Source organism: Patescibacteria group bacterium (assembly GCA_041645165.1).
In the GTDB taxonomy this organism is placed as follows: Bacteria; Patescibacteriota; Patescibacteriia; order 2-02-FULL-49-11; family 2-02-FULL-49-11; genus 2-02-FULL-49-11.
The window spans coordinates 15236-39181 of sequence record JBAZQN010000009.1 but is presented as its reverse complement, the minus strand read 5'-3'; the positions used below and the strand labels follow the sequence as shown (position 1 = coordinate 39181).

Sequence of the window (23946 nt, the reverse complement as noted above, 5' to 3'; positions counted from 1 at the left end):
CGCGGAACTACGCGGAAAGTGTAAAATGTCGAAATAATAAATTATGCGAACAAGAGCCTCTTGAGCCTTTCTTTTCTTAATTTATTTTTAGGCAACATGCCTCCTACCATCTTCACGAATAATTTTTGCGGGTTCTTTGTCCATTTCTCCTTCAAGGTGGCAATACGCATATTGCCGGGATAATTGGTGTGGGTATAATAACGCTTACCCGTAAGTTTTGGCACTGCCATATGCACTGACGAGAGATTCTTAACTGTGACTGACACACCCTCGTCTTTATTGGGACTATATGACACGAGATGCTTGCCTTGAAGATACTGGGCAGCGAGAGACGCGAGCCTACCTAAACTCTCCCCTGACGCATCGAGTGTGATGGCTGCGGGTTTGGATACTGCGTTCATACAAATGTGATATGCGCCAAACGCGCCGCATCGCCACGGCGTGTCCCGAGATGGGTAATCCGTAAAAATCCTCCTTTGCGATCCTTATATCGAGGCCCTAATACGTCACATGCCTTGCGCACCGCGCCTTTCGTGTAGAACACTTTGATGAGCATCCTTCGGTTTGCCAATGTGGGATTTTTCGAGAGGGTAATGAGCCGTTCCACGAAGGGGCGGAGCGCCTTCGCCTTTGCCTCTGTCGTCTGGATTTGATCATACAATACCAGACTCGTTGCCATATTACGAAGTAAGGCATTCCGATGGGCGGAACCTCGATCCAGGGTAATTTTGTTTTTTCGGTGTCTCATACAAGTCAGGTATTTATACGATTAGCAATTCTGACCCGTCAGGCATTATGCCGCGTTCTTCTTGCTTCGCTTTGTCTTTTTCTTAGGCGCATCTAACGCTGCTTCTTCTTGTACATTATTTCCCCCGTCTGATTTTTCTTGAGGCTGCGATTCTCCGGACTCATGCGTTGGTTCCTCCACAGACGATTTCATGTGTTCCTGCGCATCCTCAAACACGAGTGATGATATTTGATCGCGGAATATATCAAGTGACTGAATAAGAGCGTCTTTCGGGGATATGCTTCCGTCAGTTTCTACGGTAAGCACTATCTTATCGAAATTTGTCATCTGGCCCACCCGCACATGCTCTAAATTGAGCGCTACGTGCCGCACAGGCGAATAAATCGCATCTATGGCAATAGTGCCAATATCAAGCTTCTCTTTTTCTCGGGACTCCACAGGCAAAAATCCTCTCCCACGCGTAAGATATACGACGAGGTTAAATTCTGTATCGGGGCTGGTCGCGGTGGCGATATGCACCAGCGGTGTTACAACCTCTATCCCTGCGAATGTTTTGAATTCCTTTGCCAAAATCTCACCGCTCCCATTAAATTCCAGCGTTATGGGAACCGGTTCCTCATGTTCGCCCTCCATGCGGAACCGCACTTGTTTTAAATTCAATAGAATATCTACCACATCCTCTTTGATATCCTTTAAAGTGGAAAATTCATGGTGGACCCCGGGGATCGCCATCGCGCTGATCGCGCACCCTGGCAGTGAAGAGAGAAGTATGCGCCTTAAGGAATTCCCGAGCGTCGTCCCATATCCCGGATAGAGAGGTTCGATCGTAAACTGTGTACGATTATCAGTTTCTTCAACGAGAGTAATGTGTCTTGGATGAATAAGAGGTTCTACCATATGAAAGTGGTGGTATTATAATTGAGGTCAATAATAATTAACGTGAATAAAATTCTACAATGAGCCGCGTATCGATATTAGGTTCGCACTCTTTTAGCTCCGGAATATGGACCACCATTCCTTTGAGCGCATCATAATCAAACTCAAGCCACGAGGGTGCATTTAAATTCATCGATTTTTGAGCGGCAAGACGGTCTTTCACAATCTGGAGCGATAAAAACCGCGGAGTAAAACTTATACTGTCCCCTACCTTTATCTCATAAGAAGGGATAGATACTCTTTTATTATTTACGAGCACATATCTGTGACTGACGAGTTGGCGAGCCTGCGCGCGCGATGACGCAAGATGCAATCGGAAAATCACATTGTCTAACCTGCGCTCCAGCAATTCAAGCAGCTTCGAGCCCGTCTCCCCTTTAAATGTCAAAGCTTTCTCCATGGCGCGCGCAAACTGTCGCTCCATCATCCCAAAAAGCGCTTTGAGCTTTTGCTTCTCCCGCAGCTGAATACCATATTCTGTGAGGCGCCCGTATCCTTTCGGTCCATGAATTCCGGGAGGATAATTCCTTCTGGTAAACGCATGTTTCGCGCTCAAATCGCGCTCACCTTTAAGCTGGAGCTTTTCTCCAATTCTGCGGCTAATCTTACCTTTTGGCCCTAATTTTCGTCCCATACGAAGTAATTCCTAACTCGTGATTATAAAACTAAATTCGTCTCGGTTTCGGCGCACGAACCCCATTATGAGGTATAGGGGTCACATCGCGAATTGCAGTAATCAAAAAGCCGTTTGCCGCAAGTGCGCGCACTGCCGATTCGCGGCCTGCACCCACACCACGCACAAATACTTCTATTTCACGGATCCCCATTTCCTTCGCCTTGTCCGCTACCGCACGAATGATGACCCCGGCCGCGTAGGGTGTCGCTTTCTTGGGGCCCTTGAATCCGCATTTTCCCGCAGAAGCCCAGGTGAGTACATTGCCGCCAAGGTCTGTCACGGTCACCAAGGTATTATTGAAGGTAGCAAGAATATGGACATGCCCACGGCTTTGCAGCGGTTTGTTCGCCTTATGGGGGTGGGGTGCCGCTGCTTTTGCTGCGGCTACCTCAATTTTTTGAGATTCTTGTGGTAATGGAGAATTTGGTGTAGTATTTTCTTCCATAAAAAATCTTAAGTCTTTTGTGCGGCAGGCTTGCGGCCAGATCCCATGGTACGGCGCTCATTGTGCCTCACCGTCCTTGAGTTGGTCTTTGTCCTCTGGCCGCGTACCGGCAAACCCCGCGCATGGCGGATGCCGCGGTAGGATCCAATTTCTTTCAAACGTTTAATGTTGAGCATCACCTCTCTCCGCAGATCACCTTCCACTTTGTATTGCTTCTCGATGTATTCGCGCAGACGTGATACCTCATCATCGTTCAGGTCTTTTACGCGCGTTGCCGGATTCACATTCGTCTGCGCAAGTATGCGCACGCTTAATGAACGCCCTATGCCATAAATATAGCTTAGGCCGATATCTATTCTCTTATGTGGAGGAAGCGTTACACCTGCAATACGAGCCATATCTTAAATTAAATCAAAAACCAAAACTCAAAAATCAAAATGAAGGTATTCCGATCCGACGTAACGTCGTATCTCCATAATTTTGACTTTTGTCCCGCACCTTATTGTTAATCTCAATGGTATGCGGGATCCCGCTAAAGCGGTGAGATTTTGCGTTTTGCATTTTCAAGACTTATCCTTGCCTCTGCTTATGTTTCGGATTCGCACATGTGACATAAAGACGGCCATGGCGCCGCACTATCTTGCATTTCGTACAAATTGGCTTTACTGATGCACGTACTTTCATAACAGAACGATTCAAAACCTGTAAGTAATTCTTCCTTTACTCAGATCATACGGACTCATTTCTATTTTTATCCTGTCACCCGGCAAAAGAAGAATGCGGTTCATACGCATTTTCCCGGAGAGATGGCATAAAATTTCATGGCCGTTCTCCAATTTCACTCTAAAGGTGGCCGCCGGCAGTAATTCAACGACTTCGCCAATGGCGTCAATAAAACCTTTCCGGTTCGTTTGGATCCCTAAATTCCCCTCATTGCTTATGGGTGCGGCAGATGGTACCGCCCCGCTGCTCCCTGTTTGGTTTTGTTGCATAAATTAAACCTCAACCTTCTTTATCTTATTTCCCAGAAGGTTGGGTTATAATAGGTGAATTATTCGAAAATTTTGAAAAATAACACCAAAGAACACGGTGACAATATCATAGAATACTCTCACGGTTGTGTCAACTCTTGTTGCGCAACTTCAATGGTAATACGGTCCGCATCCCGCGGTATATAGTTTCTCAAACTCCAACGCAATGAAATCCTTACATCTTTTACTCCCGGGAGAGAGAGCAGGGTGAGGCGCGCTTGCTGCACGCTTTTCCCTGTAATTTTTTCAGAAAGCGCAACAGGATCAAAAGGAGGCGTCTGGACTTTGGAAAATACAAACTCTGCGTCCCCTTTCCTTTTCTCCATATCAAGTTTTCGCACTTTATCCACGCGTATCGCGCAGACCTCTGATTTTCCATTCTGAAATGAACCGCATATTTGTACATTAGCGCCAAACGCGCGGAGTACGTCTGCGGAAGAAAACGCAAGCGCCTGCATGGTCCCTTTCATATTTAAAGAAACAGCATCTGCTTCTACCCCTAACGGTGGGTCCACGGTGAGGTTCGTCACGGTTGCCGTAGTAAGCGGAAAGGCAACAAACCATTCATTGCCCAATCGCGATTCTAGCGTCTGGAATAAATCCTGCTGCAGTCTGTCCCATAATAGCGGTTCAAGTGCAGCCACGTGCTCTTGGCGCACTACCTTCCCCATGCGATCCGACCCTCCGGTAAAGGGAGACGTGATGACCGCCCAGATGCGCTGCTGCTTGTTTGAGGGGAGCGACGGAATCGTAAACCTGCCGCTTGAGCGATTTCCTTTAACTCCAGGTTCCTTGGCGGTGAGCGTTGCGGAAAGCGTGCCAAATTTTATGGTGGCATCCTCCGCAACATACGCGGCAGGGATCGTAAGTGCGCTCTCGCTGACATACACCATGCCGTCGTCGCTTAATAATTCGGTGCCAATAGAGAGCGCCACCTCTTGTCCTGTCTGATTTTCTATGCGCGCCTCACCCTTTGCTTTTTCTCCGCTTTCTGATAAGTCGGTGATAGGGGTGGTCGTCGCATATGTCCCTTCCTCCTTGAGCACCTTCCCGCGCAGATGGGCGGCGTCCCTCTGCTGATTGGGCCATTCGGCATTAATGAGCACGCCTGCTTTGCGTTCTATGACTTTCACATCCGGAATAAGAGTAATATGCGCACGGGGAGTGATCGAAGTAAATAAAAATAATATGACGGCCAACGCAATAAATAAAATAAACCACCAACCTCGCAAGTATTTCTTTTTTTGGCGTTGGAACGGCCGCATAGGCTGTTTAAAAAATGAACGTATAAGATGATCGCGGGCAGGAGGTTCCGTCAGTTCTTGGGGGGCGCGAGGAGCGATAGCATTCAAACCGTACAGTGCCAGTCGCTCCTGTAATTCAGGATCATGCGTGATGAAACATATTTCTTTTTTGATCCGCAACAATGCTATTGAGAGATATTCCATCGCCACCGCCGACTGGAAACTAGGATGGCGAGCGGGCACGGTTACCTCTATGCGGATTCCACGCGCCCTTTTTACCGCTTTCACGAGCTCCCAAAGAGTGTGATGCTCGTCAAAAATAAGCGAAACAGTGTCAGACACGCGCACGAATTCCTTCTGCGGAGACATATCCGCTGCATCATCGCCGATTGAAACAGGAGGCATACCGTGTTTTATGTGACTACTGCTTTAATGCGGCGCACCCCCGCGCTGACCGCTTCTTCCTTTACTATGGAAAAATGGCCCACAAGGGCTGTGTGGTCTACATGAGGGCCTCCGCAAATTTCTTGGGAAAAAATCTGTCCTGAACCTTTCGAGGCATCCCCGATGCGATACACTTTCACCTTTTCTCCATATCGTTCGGTAAATATGCCCATGGCGCCTTTTTGCTTAGCTTCCTCCACGGCCATTTCCTCCCAGAGTACAGGCAGATCTTCTGCAATTTTTTCATTCACTATCCCCTCTGTGCGGGCAAGCTCCTCGGGAGTGAGCCGTTGAGGATAGGAAAAATCAAATCGTAATCGTTCTTCAGTAATATTTGAACCTTTCTGATATACGTCCTTGCCCAGCACCATGCGCAGCGCCTGATGGAGAAGATGGGTTGCCGTATGCATGCGGACGATTTTTTCCGTATGGTCAGCAAGTCCTCCTTTAAATTTCTTCTGTGCGCCGCTTCGAGAAAGCGCCTGATGCGCCGCAAATGCGCTGCTATATCCAGTTTCATCAACTGGCACTCCTTTTTCCTTCGCGATTTCCTTAATGAGTTCAAGGGGGAATCCATAGGTAGTATAGAGCTCGAACGCGTCATTGCCGTTTACGGCGTTCTTGCCCGCTAAAATCCTCTCCAATGCCTTACTCCCCCTCTCTAGTGTCATTCTGAAATTCACTTCTTCCGCATCAATTTCTTTCAGTATCCGGTCCGCATTCCGCTCAAGTTCAGGATAGGTGGACGCAAAATGTCCGATGACCGCGCTCGCGACGACTTTGGTAAATCCCCGCTCTATCCCCAAGGTGTGGCCATGCCGCACGGCACGGCGTATCAGGCGCCGCACCACATATCCTTGGTCCACATTGGACGGGAGCACGCCGAGATCGTCACCCATGATAAACACCGCGGCGCGTATATGATCGGCGATAATGCGTATGCTTGAATTTGCGGACGGCTGTGCCACAGAATTCGGGAGAAGCCCGATGATCGCGTCAATGGTGCTTTGGAATGCATCCGTTTCAAATACAGTCGTCTTGCCCGTGAGCACCGCGACGACCCGCTCGAGACCCATACCAGTGTCCACGTTTTTCTGTTTCAGCGGCACAAAGGCTCCATCAGCCTGCTTATTAAACTGCATGAATACGTCATTCCAAATTTCAGTCCAGCGCCCGCAATCGCAGTTCGGATGACATTCTTGGCCATAGTGTGGATCGTGGGGACGCCTGGTGTCATAAAACATTTCCGTATCCGGGCCGCACGGCCCTGTCTCGCCCGCAGGCCCCCACCAATTCTTCTCTTTGGGATAGGTGAAAATGCGCTCCTTGGGCACGCCGGCATTGAGCCAGTAGCCTTCCGCTTCATCATCGCGCGGCGCATCCTTATCACCTGCAAATATGCTTACTGCGAGCCGTTCAGAGTCAATACCGAGCCACCGAGAATCGGTTAAAAATTCCCAACTCCATTCAATCGCTTCTTTCTTAAAATAGTCCCCGAGCGACCAATTGCCTAGCATTTCGAAAAAAGTGAGATGCCATTGGTCTCCCACCTCATCAATATCCGTCGTGCGTATGCATTTTTGCACGTCAGCTATTCTCTTCCCCTTAGGATGCGATTCCCCTAAGAGATAAGGAACCAGCGGATGCATGCCCGCGGTGGTAAAAAGCACGGTGGGATCGTGCTCTGGAATAAGGGATGCAGAAGGGATGATAGCGTGCCCTTTGGTGGCAAAAAAATCAAGGAATTTTTCCCGCAATTCATTGGTTGTCATATCCAATATATCAACCACGTAGAACTCACCCAGGTATACGTACACCACGGATGGTATGGGGGAATAAAGGTTAATCTAAACATTATGTGTGAAGCATTAAGTGATTCTATAGGGTCAACTTCCAATGCCACACATAGTTGACGTTCGATAATTATAGTGGATGAATGAGACTATGGTGGAATGATTCATACTAAGATTGGGGACAGGAGTGTGGCGATCGGTGGGGGAGGTTAGAAATAAATTTTATATTACAATAAATTAAGTTTTATAAAAGAATATTATCTATTATTCCAAAAATATGATCTGTCATTGGCGTCAATGCAACCACTACCATCGCCATCATAAATAGAACATGTCTGCCACTTTTGATCACCTTGACAAGTATTACTGCAATAATAGAAAAAAGAAACATTATCAGCACATGAATAATTGCTAGCTGTCGCCACACAATTAGCTGCACCACTGTTACCCAACTTAGTGCTACCTTCTAAATGAAAATAAATTAAGTAAGCAGTGCCGCTATATGGTGGAGAATTAAAGGCGTAATTACAACCATCTGTATTAGTTCCATCGCAAGGATTATCAGTATTTAAAGGATCCTTAATATTAGCAAATCTTGGCAGATAAGAGGCAAGCCCATCACAAGTATAAACTGGATAAACCCAAATATCACTGGGACCGCGCGCCGCGTCACACTGATAATCACCAACTTCATTATTATCAAATTTAAAAGCCATGGCTTTTCTAATAGCATTAATGTCAACTAATCTTTTAGTATCCCTGGCTTTCTGCCTCGCATTATTTAGCGCCACCACGGCCAAAGTTGCCAGCAAGCCAATAATGCCAGTGACAACTAATAACTCTATCAATGTAAAACCTTTATGTCGCATATTTATTTTATACCCATGCTTTGGGTGAACTTTAATTTTAATTGCTTCTTTTCCCGAGCGAATCTGTTGATGTCTAACATATGATTTAAAAAAGTAATAATAAATTAAGTCTTATGAAAAAAATTTATCTATTATTCCAAAAATATGATCTATCATTGGCGTCAATGCAACCACTGCCATTAGCATCATAAATAGAACATGTCTGCCACTTTTGATCACCTTGACAAGTATTACTGCAATAATAGAAAAAAGAGACATTATCAGCACATGAATAATTGCTAGCTGTCGCCACACAATTAGCTGCACCACTGTTACCCAACTTAGTGCTACCTTCTAAATGAAAATAAATTAAATAAGCAGTACCGCTATATGGTGGGTTATAAAAGGCATAATTACAACCATCTGTATTAGTTCCATCGCAAGGATTATCAGTATTTAAAGGATCCTTAATATTAGCAAATCTTGGCAGATAAGAGGCAAGCCCATCACAAGTATAAACTGGAAAAACCCAAGCATTACTTGGACCGCGCGCCTCGTCGCACTGATAATCACCAACTTCATTATTATCAAATTTAAAAGCCATGGCTTTTCTAATAGCATTAATGTCAACTAATCTTTTAGTATCCCTGGCTTTCTGCCTCGCATTATTTAGCGCCACCACGGCCAAAGTTGCCAGCAAACCAATAATGCCAGTGACAACTAATAACTCTATCAATGTAAAACCTTTGCGTCGCATATTTATTAAGTTTTATAAAAGAATATTATCTATTATTCCAAGTATAAGACCTATCGTTTGCATCCACGCACCCACTGCCGTTAAAATCAAATATAGAACAATAGCTCCAGTTTGAGCTCCCACTGCACGAACTGCTACAACCAAAAATTGAAATATCAGTCCCGCAAGCCATACCTGTTGGCGTGGCAACGCAATTAATCGCACCAGTATTGCCTAAAATGGTTGGGCCTTCTAATCTAAAATATAAAAGATAGATTGTTCCTCTGTATGGATTATAATTAAAAGCGTAATTACAATTAGTTGTATTTGTGCCATTACACGCTTCTGTTGGCTTAGTCGGATCTTTAAAAGTTTCTAAATTTGCCACATATTCTGGAAAAGTTGAACAGGTATAAACCGGATAAGTAGTGTCAACAGCGCTGCAACCAAAATTTACATCATTATTATTAAGTTTATATGACATTATTTTTCTAATTTTATCTACAGTACTCAACCGCGCCGTATCTCTGGCTTTCTGCCTCGCATTATTTAGCGCTACCACGGCTGAAGTTGCCAGCAAACCAATAATGCTAGTGACAACTAATAACTCTATCAATGTAAAACCTTTGCGTCGCATATTTATTTTATACCCATACTTTGGGTGAACTTTAATTGCTTCTTTTCCCGAGCGAATCTGTTGATGTCTAACATATAATTTTTGTATTATGTATTAGGGTTAGCGATAAATAAACTCTCAAGGAAATTGGTTAAAAAATTATATTTATTGGCTATAAGCGGCAAGTTCTGACGCCCTGCTAATTATACCATCTTTATCAAAATCAACAACAGCGCACTCAGGATTGTAAGACACATCTTTCAAATTACAGCCAGCCATGGATAAATCATCGGCGCAAATAGTCATTTCCTCATTAGTCGCGCAATTTGTCGGCCCGCTATTGCCAAGGCTGGTTGCGCCCTCTAAGCGAAAATAAATTAAGTAATGTTGCCCAGTGGGTAAACGAAATAAGAATGAATAATCGCAGTCACTTGAATTAGCGCCATTACACGCTGTAGTTGATTTTAAGGGATCGAGCACATTTACGGACTCAAGATACGGCTGCATATTACAGGTCGCAATTCTGGTTCCGGTGCATGATATCGCATAATTACCGTGATCATCATACATTAGATCAAGCGCCTTTTGATGCTGTCAATATCGCCCAATCTCCTCGCGTCTCTGGCCTTAACCCTGGCGTTATTCAAGCTGGTGACGGCCAAAGTCGCCAAAAGGCCGATGTGGAGATCGCCACTAATAATTCTATCAAGGTAAAACCTTTGCGTCGCATATTTATATTATATCCATGCTTTGGGTGAATTTAATTTATATTTTCTTCTTTTACTGAGCGAATTTTATAGGGCTAATATGTTTTCGCTAAATTATATTCCCAACAAATAAGTGCATAGATCCTGCCTCCCTCTTGAATGTAGTATTACTTGGCATAGTTGCATTAAACCAAAAATTCAAAAATAATGCACTAAATTAAACTCCGTACTTTTGTTGCGTAAACTGGCATGGTGCTAGTGTAAACTAGCCTCTACTGATGGGATAAGGAGCCACCTGTCGCCACATGATATGCGACTTAACGCTTATTGAAATTCCTATACAATTATTTATGATAAACTTTGTTCCTCTTGAAGGGTATCCTGCTGATCTTCATGCTCAAGCCGAAGGAAATCAAGAAGCGCTTTGGCATCCTTCTGTTCATGCGCGGTCGCATCCTGAAGCGCAGGATTTATGGTGAGTGACGCATGAGTGCGGAGCGCAATCGCGATCGCGTCCGATGGGCGCGCGTCCCTCACCTTGCGCTCGCCTCCGCGGGACACAATGACAAGAGAAGCGTAATACGTGCCCTCCTGCAACGTATGGATTTTTACCTCTTCAACCGCCGCATTGAAATCTTCGGTAATCAGAGATACCAGAAGGTCAACCGTTAAGGGGCGGGGCGGGGTGATTTTCTTCCAAGCAAAGAGGATTGCTTGCGCCTCCAAAAATCCTATCCATATTGGTATCACAATGCGCTCATCTTCAGTCCCGATAAACACCACCGGAGTATTGCGGGTGGGATGGACAAACAAACCTAACACTTGGCATTTAAGCACATCATTAAAAAAATCTTTTGATGTAATTTGTTCGGTCATATCACAATAATTTCAAAATTCAAAATCTCACTGCTCAGGCAGGATCCCGCATACCTTAGATAAAATAATTCATAGTGCGGGACAAAGTTCAAAGGAATGACAACCCTTCGACTCGGCTCAGGATGACACATCTTATTTGTCATGGTGAGCTATGTCATAGTGAGCCTGTCGAACTACTGTCGAACCATGGCATTTGTCCCGCTCCTTGATTTCTTATTCTCAAGGAAAGCGGGATCCCGCTGAGGTGGGAAACTTTGAGCTTTGACATTAACACTGATTGCTCTCATCGTTAAAAATAGTGGTATTTCCTGTTTAGAATTCATGTCTGCGCGCGCACGTGGTCCGGGCGTGCTTTTGCGGTTGGTAGTCCATTCTTCCATCGCGTCAACAGCAAAACCTGCTTCTGTCAATGCGCGCATATACACCCCGAGCGGACGATGAAATGTCCACGTCACCTCGTGCGAACGCCCTCCCGGATGCATTTGAATGGGAATTTTCATTTCACTCAAATAGCGGTCAACCCTCCGGTACTGCAGCTTCCTCTGCTCGTCCCACCCCCACCCGCTCTGCCGCGGGATGCGGAAACAGGGGTGCGCAACCACCAGCACCAAGCGGCCTGACGGTTTTAAAATTTTCTTGCATTCTTCAAATACGGGTTTTATGGGATCAATATTTGAAATGGCAAGTATGCATGAAATGGCGTCAAAACGCTCCCCTACCACTTCCTTTGGCAATTTCCTTGCGTCGCCTACATAATATTTAATTTTTTTTGATATATTAACGAGACCACCCCCTCCCCTCCTTACGAAGGAGGGGATGTGAGGGGAGGTTTCCTTGGATGTAAGATTAGAATTCCGATATAAAAAATTATTGCGAGCTAATGCAATCAACTGCGGTGATGCATCTATACCTGCGATCTCTCTACAATAACGCACCGCTTCCCGGCAAAACGCGCCTTGCCCGCACGCGACATCAAGCAGCCTCTCGTGAGGCTGCAAATGAAGCAACCGAAGCGCCTGTGGGAACACGACCGCTCTTTGGAGCTCCATCCCCTTCTCGCCCACCAGCCCGTGGTACCACTGCGCCGACTCATCCCATGAAGTTTCTATGTGCTGCCTTTTCCGATAAAAACTCTTTTGCATAATGGTATTATACCCTTCTCCAGCATTTTCGACAATTTGAAAAGCCTTAGGTTTTTAATCTAAGGCCCTTTCCAAATCCTTTCACGTTAATTCTTTTTACTGGCGGACCAACTGCCGCCAGAATTTTAGGGTCTCTTCCCGCCTCGCAAGGGGCACCTGGGCAAAATGTATCTTGCCCTCAAAGTAATAAGATTCCCCAGAAGGGAAATATAAATTTTTAGAAAGCTTTATCACTTCCCTCCCCCGTGAAGAGGTAACTAGGACAGAAAATAAACTATCAGGAAATTGTCGCAATAATTTCATACCGTCACCGTTTGGACCTAAAGATAGCGAATCACTTCCGCTAAGGATACAACTAAATTTATAGTCTAAGGGTAAATGATACTGATCCATACCCTCATAAATGTATCCTCCAACCTTCCCGTCCCTCCAATAGTAAGGGCCTATATAGTTAATGCTATAATCACGGAGATATGTTTTTCGATATCCATGATACTGAAGTAACGAATCAGCATCATGATAATATTCACCATGGATAATTCGTTGAGCATAATCCCCAACACCTGCTTTATAGTCGCTTAGCCATGTATATATAGAATCCATGCTGACTGAAATTGGAATATTACGATCGATTAATTTTTTCTCGAACATCCACTCCAACCAATCATCAATATTTATTTTCCCAATCATGGCGATCCAAAATATCCTTCCATTCCAGTAGGGGGATTCTAATTCTCCTGGTACGTAACTTAATTCAATTAAGTCTCGCCCCTTGGACATATCTGTCCTCATCCAAGAATATGTCAAATCCTGTATGAACTCGACGGGAAATATTGTATAACGCTGACTTATGAAAGTCGTTAAACCTTCATAAAAGCCGAGGGCATCGGTAGGATGGTATCCCACAAGATTTACGTATGAGGCGGGCATTAGACTTTTGCCCACGAAACTATGAAACATTTCGTGAACTATAAGTGGTTTTAACAGTGGTAAGTATTCCTTTGACACACCAGCAAATGGAGTATTCAAATGCTCCAAACCGATGTAGGGAGTTCCCAACATTACAGTCAATGTGTAATGCGATCCTCCCCAATTCTGCAGATGTTTATGCCAAAATTGAGGCGCGTAGTTCCCCACCTCCCGGATTGCCTCCGCAATAAGAATTCGTGCAGAATCTAAAAGTGCCTTCCCACTATCAGTCCAGATAAAGACTGTCCTGACAGTATCTAGATTATTCAGCGGAAAATAATCCACCGAATAATTCGTTGAATCAGCCCAGAATATCGGGAATTCCCGCGCCGTGAAGAGATTGGGAAATTCCAATTCCGCCTCTTCTCTAAAGATCTCCCCTCGACAAAAAATCACCTTACCTGATGCACGAAAGGTGACTTGTAAATTATCACCAAATTTTTCCGGCACCAAGCCCGAAGTGAGATGATACAATCCAATCCCATCATGCTGCCCACAGGAATTATTTCTCCCCAATTCGGGCAGCCGAACTGCAACGGAATCGAAGGTGAGCACTCCCAATGTGCTATCAGCAGAATGATAGCCGGGAGTGTAGAAGGTCTGGACTGAATTTTTACACTTCATCCAGACACTATCCCCCTTAACCTCGACCTGCAACCTTTGAATTGCATACGACTGCAAGGAGATTAACATCCCCAGTAATAAAGCAAATCTTTTCATGTCTTTGCCTTTCTTTGTTGAATGGAAATTGTCAACGAACATTATTTATTCTCAACGATTTTACATGATCTGCGGGAAAAAGCAACCTACATGACACAAAAACAGGATTGCTCTTGTTCAATGAAATCCATATTTAAACAGAATTATAGAGGTTATCTCGTAATCCAGCTCTTATTTTTCAGGGTAAAGAGCGCGATGATATTCTGCCAATAGAGCACGAATTCATAGAGGAACGTGTAGTAGATAAGGCCGAGGATTTTTTGGGGCGCATAAAAGAGCATGAAGACGTACCGCACGCTCATGAAGTAGAGCCAACCGGGCAGTATGAACCGGATGAAGAAAAGCGGCTGGGTGATGAAGAGAAGAAGCGACGCGACACGGATCCCGAGCGAGAGAAAGGTGAGTGTCAAATCCCAGAGGATGATTTCGAAGAAGAGAATTTTTCTCGTGCGCCACGCCCATGAGAGCGTATAAATAGATTCGCGCACGTAACCCCTTTTCCAGCGCTGCTGCTGTTTGAGAAACCCTTTGAGCGTATCAGGCGTATGGGTATAGCTTACTGCGCGGTCCTGGTAAACCACCCTGTACCCCTGCTTTAAGACGAGATTGGTCAAGTGCCGGTCTTCGGAATGGGTGCACGGCTCATTGAAAAATTCCTGCGCGACAAATTCATCAATAATCTTTAAAAGTGTTTCCTGCCGGTAGGCGGAAAGGCATCCGCTGCAGCATACCACGATGCCAAGCGCAGACTGCGCGCGTTTATAAATATTCAATCCTACCCAGTAATACGCGCCTACCATGCGCGTCAGCCAATTCGTGCGTTCATTCAATAGCCGCACATCGCCAGTGGATGCGCCGACCGAGGGATCCAAAAGCGGCTCCACCACGCGCGTCAGCGCATCTCGGTCCACTACCGTATCGCTGTCGACGCATGCCACGAACTCTCCTTTTACCAGATGCGTTACCGCGTAATGGAGCGCATGGCGTTTCCCTTTATTGGCAGGAAAACGGTGCACCCGAATGTTCGCATAACCTTCAAGCCTTGCAAGGGTATCTTTTGTGGCATTTGTCGACCCGTCGTCGACTATGATTATCTCCATATTGCCCCGCGCCTCCATAATGGAACGGAGAGAGAGCGCAAGAAGCTCCGGGGTTTCATTATAACAAGGCATGATCACGGATATAAGCGCACCGTCATACGCAGGGTATTTCTTAACCCGGAAATCATCCACAAAAAGGAGTAAAAATATATACCAAGTATAGGCGATAAGAAAATAAAAATAAATTCTCCCAAAGGCGTTCCAATATCCTGTCGCGGATGATAATTGATAATTTAGGAATAATGCGAGAGACGCCACCAATGCACCGACCAAAAATCCGTAAAATAGTTTGTGAAGCACCTTTTCCATATCAAGGAAAATGTTATTGACTAGACTTCATATAAATCGAGCAGATATCTATAAAGTTTGAAGTATATTCATAGTCTCAATTCTTATCACTCCAGCAAGGGATGACGGTAATGAAAAGTGTCTCGGAGGCCGAGTGGGCATGGTTCCCGCTATGCGGGAGAACGAGGCCGAGAGTCAAGCAGTGTCTCGCTCGCCGGGCGAGACAACTGCGTCTTTTCATGCCGTCATCCCTTGCGTCAACTCACCCCGCCATGGAAAAACGGATATAAAAAGCTGTGAAACGACACCGTCATGCAGTCTTCCTCCCCTAACCGAAACTTCCGCATAAATTCCAACACGTCAATATTTGTGCCAGTAGTATTCAAAAGCCTCACACGCGCATGGCCAATCTGCACTTCCCTGCCGTTAAAACTTGGCAATTCTGATGCAAGCCTTTCAAATAAATCACTTTTTATGCGGCATACTTGCTCGCGTTGCGAGAGCCGCAGAGACGGATGCCCACTTGAAGGCACATCAGACAATATAAAAAGCTCACCTTCCGCCACATCATCAAAGCCTTGGGCCAGGACCTCCTCAATCGAGGTGAATTTCCCTGGTCCCACAATCATGATGAGCGTAAATGAGCCCAACACCGCGAAATAACCGATCCAATGTAATATTTTTTTAATAAACATAAAAATGGTGTTTGTTTATATTTGTATTAATTGCGCATCGACCAAAATGCGCTTTTTTTATTACGTAACAGAGCAGTATAGCATAAAAAAAAGAACCTGTATAGACTTGCAGGTCCGGAAAAATATTGTTTAGTAAAATGTTATAGTATTTTGAAAAATTTCGAAACGAGCGCATAACAATAACTGACATTGAGTGCGCTCACCAATAAAATTGCGGCAAGGACTAACACGTTGTTTAGGCGGGAATTTGTTTTCATTCCCATAATATCTTTTCTGTTTAAGAGAACCATCATGCAGATAAAAAGCAGAGGGAGCACCATGGCATTGAGCGCTTGGGAAAACACGATGGTCGGCACGAGGGGTATTGAGGGAATCAGCACGAAGAGCCCTGCGGTGATGATAAAAAAAAGGAACAATTTATAAAACGCGGGAGATTCACGCAATCCCAAATCCACCTTCCCTTCCCATCCAAAAGCCTCTGTGATGAGATATGACGTCGCAATGGTAACCACGCCCGCCCCCAAAAGCGACGCGTTAAGCAATCCCCACGCAAACAGGTGCTTGGCGAGATATCCTGCAAAGGGCTCTAAGGCCGCAGCCGCTTGCGCGGCATCATTGATCTGGATACCCTTTGGGTAAAGCGTGCTCGCAGTGGCAACGACAATAAAAAAAGCAACCACGATAGTCCACAAAGTGCCTGCAGTGATATCCCACCTCATTAATTTAATATCCGCATCCTTCACTCCCTTATCCACATAATACGATTGAATAAAAAACTGCCCCCAGGCGGTCACGGTGGTCCCCACTAAGGCAATGGCAGTAAACAAAAACCCGTGCTCCATTGAAAAATGAGGAATAAATGAACCACTGGCTATCGCCGCCCAATCAGGATTTGCTTTCAATCCTGCGATGACATACGCAAGATATAGTAAGGATGAAGTAAGAAATACGCGCTGGACTATCTGAAAATTACCTTTTATTACAACGAATGATATGGCGGAGGCGGCAATCGCCACGAGAAGCGTCTTGGGAATATGGTAGAGATGCGCGACTGATGCGACGCCGGCAAATTCCGCCACAATATTCATCCAGTTTGATATGGCGGTAAGCACAATGACGATCACCGTGAGCCGAATGCTGAAATTTTCCCGAATAAGGGCCGCAAGACCCTTGCCCGTTACAAGCCCAAGACGCGCACCCATGTCCTGCGTAAGCCAGAGCACAAGCCCGACGAGGGGAAGAAGCCAAAGCATCTGGTACCCGTAATGGGCGCCGACAATCGAATAGGTCGTAATGCCACCCGCATCATTATCCGCCGCCCCGGAAATAATACCCGGACCGATCACGCTCAATATGATGCTCGCACGCAGCAACCAGCGTTTGAAGATAGGTACCATGAGATTATAGAACAATTCAGTATATTTCCGTGTAAGATTCAGGTTTTTCCGCGAGAGAAGCTTTTTACACTGAATGCACACCGAAACATACACTGAAACGGCTCTGAAAATTATACTTCTACTGTCTAATTATACATCGTATATGTGCGATACGAGCTGGCGCATGATGTCATCGAGAGTTATCACTCCCAGCAGCTGCCTTTTTTTATCAACGACTGCCGCCGAAAATAGCTTGTATTTAGCCATGATAACCGCAACCTCTCTCAATGGCTGTTCAGGCTTTAATGTTTTTAAGCCCTTACGGTCGCGCATGACCTCCTGCATGGTTTGGTTCGGATCGCTCGTAATCAGCCTCCGAAAAGAGGCAACTCCCATGAAATGATTCTCATCATCCACTACATACACATAGTGGATGAAACGAAAGGTAAAAGAGCGCTTCTTAATTTCTTCTATGACTTGGGCAACGGTACAGGAAATACTGCACTTAATAAATTCCGTCGTCATGAGCCCTCCCGCGGAATGGTTTGAGTATTGCAGCAAGCGTTCCGCTGTGGCAGCGCGCGATGACTGAAGATGAGAGAGCAGCTCCGCGCTCGTTGCCGCAGGAAGAGATTTTAAAAGATCAACGACTTCATCAAGCGGCATTTTATCGGTAATCAGCGCTACTTTGTCGGGACTCAACGCTTTCACTAAGATGCGCCGCGTTTCAGGGTCTATTTCTTCAAATACCCGTGCAGCCGTTGCGAGATCCAAGGATTTTACCAGTTCGCTCCCTTGGTTCACATTTAAATCTTCCACAATCGTTGCGATGTCTGCGGGGTGCATATGCACCACGTCTTTGGAAAGTGCTGCAACCTGCACTGATCCGGATACAAGGTTCGCCTGCCTCCAGTCAATAAGCCTCACCGGTATCATATTAAATACATCCACCCAATCAAGGTTGAGGCGTCTCAAAAGCGCTTTCAGGCTCACGTCAATCGCAATGACGCACATGCGGCCTTCAATGGTCCCCAATTGCAAATCATTCACGCGCACCACACGCGCGCCAGTAATATCGACAATCTGATGATCAAGGACCTTTTCCCGCAGACGGATATCCGTAGGGTCTACTTGCGCAGACGTCACGCGCGATAATAAGGCGGAAAGGTGGATACCCACCCTGCTCGCATTCTCGACGACGCTCCAAAGGATCACGAACTCTCCCTTTCCTTTTAAAAGCGTCACCACCAATGATTTCACGGGAGCATATTGGTCAGCGACCGCAGAAGCGATAATATCCTTATATTTCCCGACCAGCGCAAAACTGCTGTCATAGACAGGAGCGTTGCGGAGGGTGCTTAGGAAAAGCATATGACCTTAATGTAAAATCCAAAATGTCACCGCAGAAGCGGGATCCCGCATGCCAATGAGTTTAATAATAGGTGCGGGACAAATATCAAAATAAAGGATTTACGGTCCGACGTAACGTCGGACCTCCATATTTTCTATTTATGAACTTTGAATTTTGAGTTATCTACACGTCCAAATTCTTCACCAATTTCGCATGGGTCTGGATGAAGCGCTTGCGGGGATCAACTTCAGATCCCATGAGTACGTCAAAAATGTTATCCGCTTTTTCCGCATCATCGACGGTTACTTGGTACATGAACCGCCTTACGGGATCCATCGTCGTCTCCCACAACTGCGTAGGGTTCATTTCGCCCAAACCCTTATATCGCTGGATTACCGCGCCGCCCACCTTTTCACCGATATCTATCTCGCCCGCACGCGCTGTCCCCACCTCTTCTTTTGAGGATGCTTCTGTCTGCGCATCTCCCGCTTTCCCGCGAATAACGCTCCTTATAGATGAGAGCACTTTTTCCTTTTCCTGGTCAGAATACGCATACCAAAACTCTTTCCCTTTTTGTATGCGATAAAGGGGCGGCTGTGCGATAAAAAGATGACCGGTGGTAATAAGTTCCTTGAAATAACGGTAAAAAAAGGTTAAGAGTAATGTCCTGATATGCGCGCCGTCCACGTCCGCATCAGTCATGATAATGATACGCTCATACCGAAGGTCCGCGAGATTGAAATTTTCGCCAAAATTCGTGCCTATAGCAATGATGAGCGATTTCAATTCATTATTGGTCAGCATCTTGTCCAGCCGCGCGCGTTCCACATTCAGGATTTTGCCTCTCAAGGGGAGAATGGCCTGGTACTCCCGATTGCGCCCTTGTTTCGCGCTGCCGCCCGCAGAGTCTCCCTCTACAATATACAATTCAGAATGGTGCGAATCCTTAGTGGAGCAATCTGCGAGCTTCCCCGGGAGCGTGAGCCCATCGAGCGCCCCCTTGCGCAGCACGGTATCGCGCGCCGCGCGCGCGGCCACTCTTGCGTGTTGTGTCAGGACGCATTTCTCCAAAATCTCTTCTGCATCGCGCGGATGTTCTTCCAAAAATGAAGCGAGTGCATCACCCAACACCGATTCCACCGCATTCTTCACCTCCGGATTCCCCAGCTTTGCTTTTGTCTGCCCCTCAAATTGCGGCTCCGGCACCTTGACCGATACGACTGCGGTTAAGCCCTCACGCACGTCCTCGCCGGTAAGATTATCGTCTTTTTCTTTCAAATAACTTTTCGCCCGTGCATATGAATTGAGCACGCGGGTGAGCGCGCCGCGGAATCCCACCAAGTGGGTGCCGCCTTCAGGGTTGTAAATATTATTGGCGAACGCATAGACGGTCTCACGATAATCATCCGTATACTGAAGGGAAACCTCCACCTTGATCGGCGTGGCAGACTTTTGCGCATGAGATACAACCTGTGTTTCTTTCTGTGCGGTTTCCTTATCAAGCGCGCCGTTTGACCCGTTGGGTATAATTTCTTTTTCTATATAAAACACCACCTCCTGCTTCACGCTCCGGTTGTGATTTAAATGGGCCACATAGGAACGGATGCCGCCTTCAAAATAAAAGATATAAGAAGTGAGGAAATCAAAGGCGAGAGGCTCTTTTTCTTCCGGGTGAGGCTCTTTTTCTTTTATTTTTGCGTCAACCTTTTCGCGCATCCGTTCATCCCGCACAATGATCTTCACCCCCTTCGTGAGATATGCCTGTTGGCGGAGGTGGTCAAGCACCGTTTGGAAATCAAAACCAATGTCGCCAAAAATTTCCGTATCAGGCACGAAGGTAATCATGGTGCCGGTGCCTGAGGCTCTTCCCACGGGACGCACTTTCCTGCGGGGTTTGCCGCGTTCATATTCCTGCTCCCATAACTTCCCCTCTCTCTTCACCTCTGCCTTCATGTAAGAAGAAAGGGCATTCACCACAGAAACGCCTACCCCATGCAGCCCTCCCGATACTTTATAGCCTCCTTGGCCGAACTTGCCGCCCGCATGGAGCTTGGTGAGCACCACTTCCAGCGCGGATACTTTCGTCTGTTTATGGATATCAACGGGGATGCCGCGGCCATTATCGCTCACCTCCACCATGCGCCCCGGGAGCAGCCGGACGGTAATCTCGGTGCAAAATCCGGCCATCGCCTCGTCAATCGAGTTATCAACCACTTCCCATACCAAATGATGGAGCCCTTCCACGCCGGTTGACCCGATGTACATGCCCGGCCTTTTCCGGACCGGATCAAGACCCTCGAGTACGGTAATGTGCCTTGCTTGATAATCCGATGAAGCGCTCTTTTTAACCATATAATAGACGTAATAAATAATGCAAAACTTGCCATTTATAGAGAGGCAAATTCGCAGAAAAATCTATATTTTTAGTCTCTTTCATCTGGTTTTATTATAGCACAAAAAAATACCCCCTGCCAGAGGGAAAAGGGCACTAAAAATGGGGACAAATTACCTCTATCCCCTCCCCGCCAAGAGGTGGAATATCACGACCCCGAATGCGACAGAAACATTGAGCGACTCCTTTTTGCCATGCATGGGAATTTCAAGGATTTTATCCGCTTTCTTTAATAATGCCCGACGCAACCCATTCACCTCTTCACCTAAAAGCAGTGCAGTTGTCTGCCATTGTGAAGCAGATAGAGACACCCGCATATAGGGAATGGATGAAGGATCCTGTTCGAGCGCGAGTATCTTGAACCCATTGCGCTTCAATCTCCCTATAAGCCGTGATGCAGATGGCGCATGTTCCCAAACTACGGAGCGCTCTGCGCCCAAGGAAACCTTAAGCAATGGTGTGTTTGGCCGCTGAAACCGGTCAAGCGGTCCCGGGGTAATGCCGCACAAATAGAGCTTCTCTGCGCCTGCCGCATCTGCAGTGCGGAAAATGGATCCCACATTGTGCATACTGCGGATGTTGTGAAGAACAACTACCATGAAAATCGAAATGGCTAAATGGTTATACCTTATATTGTTAAACTGTTACACAATAAACAAAGCCCATAAAACCATGTAACCATGTGACAATTTAACAGTCAGACAATGAGAGCTTGTACCTGCCGCGCAATGGTTATTTCTTCAGAATGGGGAAACACATGTACCGGCACCCCTTTCGCGCATCCCAAATTTTTTGTGATCGCTTGGCGGGTGACAGAATCCCCTGCCCCTACCGCACCCGTAAAGGCAATCGCATCAAGTCGAGGGACTAAGGCGGCGTACGCGCCGATATACTTCCTTACCCGCCGCACGAAATAGTCAAATGCGAATACCGCCTGCTCAACTCCTATTTTTTTCTGCTCAAGAATGTCGAGAAATGTTGCATAACCGCTTAAAGCCTTCAAACCCGATGATTTATAAAATGCTTCGACCAGCTTCTGCACCTCTTCCTGCGCCCTTTCCAATGTTGGCGCCTCCTTCAGCTTTTTTTGCACGAGGTCAAATATGATCCCCGGATCTATATCGCCGCTCCTTGTCATCATGACAAGCCCTTCGAGAGGAGTATATCCCATGCTGGTGTCAACCGGCTCCCCTTTTTCAATCAATGCGATGCTCGAACCGCTTCCCAAATGGCAGCTGATGAAGGTAAGTTGCTTCTGCGGTTTTTTTAAGCGTAGGCTTAACAAATCTGCGACGGTCGCGTGGGAAATACCGTGAAACCCAAAACGCCGATACTCGCTGAATTCTGCGGGCAGCGGGTAGCGCGCCGCAAGCGCGGGAAGGTGCGCAAAAAATCCTGTGTCAAAAACTGCGACATTGGGTATGCCCTGCAAGTAAATTTGGCACGCTTCTATCCCTAAAATATTCCATGGATTATGCAGCGGCGCGAGATGATTCAGATTTTTCAATTCCGCCAAAATATCCGCATTCACGACAACCGGCGATATAAACCGGCTGCCGCCGTGCACCACCCTATGGCCGATGCCCTTAATCGCCGACACGTCGCCGATATCACGCACGCACTCGCGGAACGTGCGCATAAAATCCTCGCGAGAACTGCGGTCGGCTGCAAAATCATGGTGGCCCTCATGGAGGAGCTCGAGCGACTCGTGCGCATACCGGTGATAGCGGATCGAGGAAGAGCCGATGTTGAAGACGAGGAGCGAATCCATACATTAATGGGAAATTCTAAACTCTCTCGCTACGCGAGATCTGGCGTAGCCAGATAAATCCGAAATCCTAAACAAGCACCAAATTCAAAACGTGTTTCGATGATTTGGTTATTTGGATTTGTTTAGGATTTAGAGTTTTGGGTTTAGTGTTTTTCTAACTGTGAGCAAGAGCTAGCATGTAAGCGAAGTAATCATCATTTTACTATTACCGCAGACCCTTTCCTTTTTATCCCCGCCGCGTTCCCCTCGTCCGTGTCGATGTGGCAGTGCCAGGAGAAAGTGGGGTGCACGCGCACGATGACATTATGGAAGGTAAGCGCGCGCGGGCCTTCCAATTTCAGAGAAACGATGGCGCGGTCTTTTAGTCCCGCCTTCTTCGCGGCTAGTGGCGATGCATGAATATGGCGCTGAGGGATAATTACGCCTTTTAAAAGTTTTACCGAACCGCGAGGTCCTTTGAGTACAATGCTTGGCGTATGGGCTAAAGACCCTGACACATGCACTTGCGGGTCAAAACCAAGATGCAGCGCATCAGTCCGCGCAAGCTCCACTTGGGAATTGGGCCGAACCGGCCCTACGATACGCATGTGCTCTAGCTTTTTCTTGCCCTTAATGACACTCACCGTTTCCCGGGCCGCAAATTGCCCCGGTTGCGAAAGCGGATGATCCGCATGGAGATGGTAGCCTTTGCCAAAAAGGCGCTCAAGGTCCTTTTGGCTCAAGTGCACATGCCGCGCAGAAACCTCTACGGGTACACGGATGATATTCATATTAACGATACGCAAATAGAGTAAAAAGAATAATACCTACTAATACATACGCGACTGCGACGACCAGAATGACGAAAATACCCAAAATAATCGTTGCCGCATAAGGAGAACTTGCCATGGCAAAAAAAGAAACAATCTTTTCGTCGTCTTTGCTTACTGACGCGATACCCTCACTTGCAAGAATCATGCGCTGGTTTGCGGCAAGTAGTATGTTTAAAAACATATTATTAGAAAACTTAGTAATAGTTTCCCTACTAATACTATAGCATAAT

General features: G+C 46.4%; 26 protein-coding genes. All 26 read right to left on the bottom strand.

Features of this window, described 5'->3' with window-relative positions:
- Positions 1-41 precede the first annotated feature (41 nt).
- Positions 42-401, bottom strand: a complete 360-nt coding sequence (gene rplM / locus WC659_04275; protein ID MFA4873125.1) for a 50S ribosomal protein L13 — start codon at positions 399-401, stop codon at positions 42-44.
- Positions 398-679 carry a 50S ribosomal protein L17 gene (rplQ, locus tag WC659_04270; GenBank protein ID MFA4873124.1) on the bottom strand — a complete coding sequence of 94 codons (282 nt, stop codon included), beginning with the start codon at positions 677-679 and terminating at the stop codon, positions 398-400. The genes rplM and rplQ overlap by 4 nt, the downstream gene beginning before the upstream one ends.
- A gap of 114 nt (positions 680-793) precedes the next feature.
- Positions 794-1645 (bottom strand): DNA-directed RNA polymerase subunit alpha, encoded by an 852-nt coding sequence (rpoA, locus tag WC659_04265; GenBank protein ID MFA4873123.1) that lies wholly within the window; start codon positions 1643-1645, stop codon positions 794-796.
- Between the two features lie 37 nt (positions 1646-1682).
- Entirely contained in the window at positions 1683-2318 is a 636-nt protein-coding gene (gene rpsD, locus WC659_04260) for a 30S ribosomal protein S4 (protein ID MFA4873122.1), read from the bottom strand.
- A gap of 31 nt (positions 2319-2349) precedes the next feature.
- Positions 2350-2805, bottom strand: a complete 456-nt coding sequence (rpsK, locus tag WC659_04255; protein MFA4873121.1) for a 30S ribosomal protein S11 — start codon at positions 2803-2805, stop codon at positions 2350-2352.
- Between the two features lie 8 nt (positions 2806-2813).
- Positions 2814-3203: a 30S ribosomal protein S13 gene (gene rpsM, locus WC659_04250; protein ID MFA4873120.1), complete on the bottom strand. Its 390-nt coding sequence runs from the start codon at positions 3201-3203 to the stop codon at positions 2814-2816.
- 172 nt (positions 3204-3375) lie between these two features.
- A complete protein-coding gene (gene rpmJ / locus WC659_04245) occupies positions 3376-3489 on the bottom strand; it encodes a 50S ribosomal protein L36 (protein MFA4873119.1) in 114 nt (37 codons plus the stop codon).
- Positions 3490-3500: 11 nt separating this feature from the next.
- A complete protein-coding gene (gene infA / locus WC659_04240; protein ID MFA4873118.1) occupies positions 3501-3722 on the bottom strand; it encodes a translation initiation factor IF-1 in 222 nt (73 codons plus the stop codon).
- A 194-nt stretch (positions 3723-3916) separates the two neighbouring features.
- On the bottom strand, positions 3917-5485 hold the full coding sequence (locus WC659_04235; GenBank protein MFA4873117.1) for a hypothetical protein: 1569 nt from the start codon (positions 5483-5485) through the stop codon (positions 3917-3919).
- A gap of 8 nt (positions 5486-5493) precedes the next feature.
- Positions 5494-7296 carry an alanine--tRNA ligase gene (locus tag WC659_04230; protein MFA4873116.1) on the bottom strand — a complete coding sequence of 601 codons (1803 nt, stop codon included), beginning with the start codon at positions 7294-7296 and terminating at the stop codon, positions 5494-5496.
- 278 nt (positions 7297-7574) lie between these two features.
- Positions 7575-8186, bottom strand: coding sequence for a type II secretion system protein (locus WC659_04225; protein MFA4873115.1), 612 nt, complete (start codon positions 8184-8186; stop codon positions 7575-7577).
- A gap of 124 nt (positions 8187-8310) precedes the next feature.
- Positions 8311-8922, bottom strand: a complete 612-nt coding sequence (locus WC659_04220) for a type II secretion system protein (protein MFA4873114.1) — start codon at positions 8920-8922, stop codon at positions 8311-8313.
- A 25-nt stretch (positions 8923-8947) separates the two neighbouring features.
- Positions 8948-9538 (bottom strand): type II secretion system protein, encoded by a 591-nt coding sequence (locus WC659_04215; GenBank protein MFA4873113.1) that lies wholly within the window; start codon positions 9536-9538, stop codon positions 8948-8950.
- 144 nt (positions 9539-9682) lie between these two features.
- Positions 9683-10024 carry a hypothetical protein gene (locus tag WC659_04210; GenBank protein MFA4873112.1) on the bottom strand — a complete coding sequence of 114 codons (342 nt, stop codon included), beginning with the start codon at positions 10022-10024 and terminating at the stop codon, positions 9683-9685.
- A gap of 548 nt (positions 10025-10572) precedes the next feature.
- Positions 10573-11100: a bifunctional nuclease family protein gene (locus tag WC659_04205; protein ID MFA4873111.1), complete on the bottom strand. Its 528-nt coding sequence runs from the start codon at positions 11098-11100 to the stop codon at positions 10573-10575.
- Positions 11101-11273: 173 nt separating this feature from the next.
- A complete protein-coding gene (locus WC659_04200) occupies positions 11274-12242 on the bottom strand; it encodes a class I SAM-dependent methyltransferase (GenBank protein ID MFA4873110.1) in 969 nt (322 codons plus the stop codon).
- A gap of 96 nt (positions 12243-12338) precedes the next feature.
- Positions 12339-13931, bottom strand: coding sequence for a hypothetical protein (locus tag WC659_04195; protein ID MFA4873109.1), 1593 nt, complete (start codon positions 13929-13931; stop codon positions 12339-12341).
- A gap of 152 nt (positions 13932-14083) precedes the next feature.
- The gene (locus WC659_04190; GenBank protein MFA4873108.1) at positions 14084-15340 is read right to left on the bottom strand and encodes a glycosyltransferase; all 1257 of its coding nucleotides are present in this window, start codon (positions 15338-15340) and stop codon (positions 14084-14086) included.
- Between the two features lie 236 nt (positions 15341-15576).
- On the bottom strand, positions 15577-16014 hold the full coding sequence (locus tag WC659_04185; protein ID MFA4873107.1) for a hypothetical protein: 438 nt from the start codon (positions 16012-16014) through the stop codon (positions 15577-15579).
- Between the two features lie 140 nt (positions 16015-16154).
- On the bottom strand, positions 16155-17411 hold the full coding sequence (locus tag WC659_04180; protein MFA4873106.1) for a divalent metal cation transporter: 1257 nt from the start codon (positions 17409-17411) through the stop codon (positions 16155-16157).
- 129 nt (positions 17412-17540) lie between these two features.
- Positions 17541-18761: a CBS domain-containing protein gene (locus WC659_04175; GenBank protein ID MFA4873105.1), complete on the bottom strand. Its 1221-nt coding sequence runs from the start codon at positions 18759-18761 to the stop codon at positions 17541-17543.
- A gap of 163 nt (positions 18762-18924) precedes the next feature.
- A complete protein-coding gene (gene gyrB, locus WC659_04170) occupies positions 18925-21093 on the bottom strand; it encodes a DNA topoisomerase (ATP-hydrolyzing) subunit B (protein MFA4873104.1) in 2169 nt (722 codons plus the stop codon).
- A 159-nt stretch (positions 21094-21252) separates the two neighbouring features.
- Complete coding sequence (locus WC659_04165; GenBank protein MFA4873103.1) at positions 21253-21732, bottom strand: TrmH family RNA methyltransferase; 480 nt, start codon at positions 21730-21732, stop codon at positions 21253-21255.
- A 98-nt stretch (positions 21733-21830) separates the two neighbouring features.
- Positions 21831-22904: an acetate kinase gene (locus WC659_04160; GenBank protein ID MFA4873102.1), complete on the bottom strand. Its 1074-nt coding sequence runs from the start codon at positions 22902-22904 to the stop codon at positions 21831-21833.
- Between the two features lie 194 nt (positions 22905-23098).
- A complete protein-coding gene (gene pduL / locus WC659_04155; protein ID MFA4873101.1) occupies positions 23099-23674 on the bottom strand; it encodes a phosphate propanoyltransferase in 576 nt (191 codons plus the stop codon).
- A 1-nt stretch (position 23675) separates the two neighbouring features.
- A complete protein-coding gene (locus WC659_04150; GenBank protein MFA4873100.1) occupies positions 23676-23897 on the bottom strand; it encodes a hypothetical protein in 222 nt (73 codons plus the stop codon).
- Between the last annotated feature and the right edge of the window lie 49 nt (positions 23898-23946).